General features: G+C 70.1%; 4 protein-coding genes. All 4 read right to left on the bottom strand.

Features of this window, described 5'->3' with window-relative positions; genetic code table 11:
• Window positions 1–297 (bottom strand): YfgM family protein (locus A612_RS02780; RefSeq protein WP_019373080.1); only part of this gene is annotated, 297 nt, incomplete at its 3' end.
• Window positions 298–310: 13 nt separating this feature from the next.
• Window positions 311–1,600 (bottom strand): histidine--tRNA ligase, encoded by a 1,290-nt coding sequence (gene hisS / locus A612_RS02775; protein WP_019373079.1) that lies wholly within the window; start codon window positions 1,598–1,600, stop codon window positions 311–313.
• A gap of 97 nt (window positions 1,601–1,697) precedes the next feature.
• Complete coding sequence (ispG, locus tag A612_RS02770; protein WP_019373078.1) at window positions 1,698–2,972, bottom strand: flavodoxin-dependent (E)-4-hydroxy-3-methylbut-2-enyl-diphosphate synthase; 1,275 nt, start codon at window positions 2,970–2,972, stop codon at window positions 1,698–1,700.
• A gap of 3 nt (window positions 2,973–2,975) precedes the next feature.
• Window positions 2,976–3,068, bottom strand: a 93-nt coding sequence (locus A612_RS17790) for a RodZ domain-containing protein (protein WP_338131806.1), incomplete at its 5' end; no start/stop codon positions are given.

Raw genomic sequence — 3,068 nt, 5'->3', positions numbered from 1 at the left:
GGCGGCCAGCAGGCCTGCCTGGCCGGCCTGCTGCGTGCCGGCGTAGCCCGAGCGCAGGTCCTCGAAAGCCTGCTGCACGCGCGCGGCGTCGCCGGCCTGGGCGGCCGATTCCACCGCCTCGGCCAGGCCGGTGGCCTGCTGGGCCTGGCGGCCTTGCCACAGGCGCCAGCCATTCCAGGCAGCGATGCCGCCCATGACGACGATCAGCACCCAGGTGATCAGGTTGCCCCAGGTTTTCCAGAAATGCTTGAGCTGGTCAAGCTGCTCTTGTTCTTGCAGGTCGAAATGAGTGGCCATGTGTCGCGTTCCTTCAGCGCGCCGATTGTAGGGTGGCGGCCCAGGCAGGGAGGTCGGCGAGCGATTGCTCCTGCTGCTCGAGCGCCTCGCGCAGCGGCTTGATGGTCACGGCGCCACGCGCCATCTCGTCGGGGCCGAAGACCAGCGCAAAGCGCGCGCCGCTGGCGTCGGCCTTCTTGAACTGGGATTTCATGCTGCCCATGCCCTCTCCGGCCGTGACCGGCGCGTGCATCTGTACCGACACGCCGAGTGCACGCAGGCGCTGCAGCGCGGCCATGACCTGCGGCAGCGCAGCGGCATCGGGCACGACGGCGTAGGCGTCCGGCACGAGGGCGGGCACGGTCGCCGCCTGCTCCCTGAGCAGTTCCAGCACCCGCTCCACGCCAAGGGCCCAGCCCACCGCCGGTGCCGGCTTGCCGCCGATCTGCCCGATCAGGTAGTCGTAGCGCCCGCCGCCGCAGATGGTGCCCTGCGAGCCGAGCTGGTCGGTGACGAACTCGAAGACCGTGAGGTTGTAGTAGTCCATGCCGCGCACCAGGCGCGGATTCAGGCTCCAGGCGACGCCGGCCGCGTCCAGGATCGCCTTGACGGTGTCGAAGTGGGCGAGCGACTCGGCGCCCAGGAAGTCGATCAGCCGGGGGGCGGCCTCGACCAGTTCCTGCATGGCCGGGTTCTTGGTGTCGAGGATGCGCAGCGGGTTGCTGTGCAGGCGCCGGCGCGCGTCCTCGTCGAGCTGGTCCTGGTGCTGCTCGAAGTAGGCGATGAGGGCCGTGCGGTGGGCGCGGCGCTCTTCCGGCTGGCCCAGGCTGTTGAGCTCCAGCCGGACGTTCTTCAGGCCCAGCTCTTCCCACAGGGCGTGGGCCAGCAGGATGATCTCGGCATCGACCTGCGCGCCGGGGAAGCCCAGCGCCTCGGCGCCGATCTGGTGGAACTGGCGGTAGCGCCCGCGCTGCGGCCGCTCGTGGCGGAACATCGGGCCCATGTAGTACAGCCGCTTGCCGCCGTCGTACAGCATGGAGTGCTCGACCACGGCGCGCACCACGCCGGCCGTCGCCTCGGGGCGCAGGGTCAGCTGCTCGCCGTTCAGGCGGTCCTCGAAGGAGTACATCTCCTTTTCCACGATGTCCGTGACCTCGCCCAGGCTGCGCACGAACAGCGGCGTGGGCTCGACGATGGGCGTGCGGATGTTGCGGTAGGCATGGCGCGCCATCAGCGAGCGCACCACTCCCTCCAGCCATTCCCAGCGCGCCGAATCCGGCGGCAGGATGTCGTTCATGCCTTTGATGGCGGCCAGCTTCTGCATGTGTTCGAGCGTCCCAATAGCTTGTCGGATGGTTCCCGGCCGGAGCGGCTGCTGGGCATCGCCAGGCCGGGACGGGGAAGAAGGAGAGAAGGCAGGATCAGGACTGCGCGCCCTGCCCCCAGCGCCGCTGCACGTAGCCGTCGACGATCGCCTGGAATTCCCGGGCGATGCCCTCGCCGCGCAGCGTCATCGCCTTCTCGCCGTCGATGAACACGGGGGCGGCCGGCGCCTCGCCGGTGCCGGGCAGGCTGATGCCGATGTCGGCGTGCTTGCTCTCGCCCGGGCCGTTGACGATGCAGCCCATGACGGCCACTTTCATCGCCTCCACGCCGGGGTAGCGCGCGCGCCAGACGGGCATCTGCGCGCGCAGGTAGTCGTCGATCTGCTTGGCCAGTTCCTGGAAGGTGGTGCTGGTGGTGCGCCCGCAGCCCGGGCAGGCCGTCACGCTGGGCACGAAGGTGCGCAGGCCCAGCGCCTGCAGGATCTCGGCGGCGACCACCACCTCCTGGGTGCGCGCCTCGCCCGGCTGGGGCGTGAGCGAGACGCGGATGGTGTCGCCGATGCCCTCCTGCAACAGGATGGCCAGCGCCGCGGCCGAGGCCACCGTGCCCTTGGTGCCCATGCCGGCCTCGGTCAGGCCCAGGTGCAGGGCGTAGTCGCAGCGGCGGCTGAGCTCGCGGTACACGGCGATCAGGTCCTGCACGCCGCTGACCTTGCACGACAGGATGATCTGCCCGCCGGCCAGCCCCAGGGCCTCGGCGGCGCGGGCCGAGTCGATGGCGGAGGTGATCAGGGCCTCGTACATGACCTGGCGCGCGTCCAAAGGCTCGCTGCGGCGGCTGTTGGCATCCATGAGACTTGCCAGCAGCTCCTGGTCCAGGCTGCCCCAGTTCACGCCGATGCGCACCGCCTTGTCCCAGCGCACCGCCGCCTCGATCATCTGGCCGAACTGGCGGTCGCGCTTGTCGCCCTTGCCAACGTTGCCGGGATTGATGCGGTACTTGGACAGCGCCTGCGCGCAATCCGGGAATTCGGTCAGCAGCCGGTGGCCGTTGTAGTGGAAGTCGCCCACCAGCGGCACGTCCACGCCCATGCGGTCGAGCTGCTCGCGGATATAGGGCACGGCCTGCGCCGCCTCGGGCGTGTTGACGGTGATGCGCACCAGCTCCGAGCCGGCCTGCGCCAGCTCCTTGACCTGGATGGCCGTGGCGATGGCGTCCACGGTGTCCGTGTTGGTCATGGACTGGATGCGCACCGGCGCGTCGCCACCCACGGTGACGGTGCGGGCGCCCCAGCGGATGTGCGCCTGGCGCGTGCGGCGGGGCTGGGGGGCGGCCAGGGGAATGGGGGCTGCGTCGCTGGTGGACTGCATCGTTTACTTGACCTCGAAGCGCGCGACGTTCTCGCGCGCCAATGGTTTCAGATCCAGGGGCTGGCCGCGCACCATGACCTCGGTGGCGTCGGCCTT

The organism is Melaminivora alkalimesophila, from assembly GCF_000282995.1.
Classification (GTDB): domain Bacteria; phylum Pseudomonadota; class Gammaproteobacteria; order Burkholderiales; family Burkholderiaceae_C; genus Melaminivora; species Melaminivora alkalimesophila.
The sequence above is the reverse complement of the archived record's forward strand: the minus strand, read 5'-3'. Positions and strand labels throughout refer to the sequence as shown.

Bases quoted from the DNA above. Each gene is read 5' to 3' on its own strand.
- hisS (WP_019373079.1), bottom strand. From the start codon at position 1,600: ATGCAGAAGCTGGCCGCCATCAAAGGCATGAACGACATCCTGCCGCCG.
- ispG (WP_019373078.1), bottom strand. From the start codon at position 2,972: ATGCAGTCCACCAGCGACGCAGCCCCCATTCCCCTGGCCGCCCCCCAG.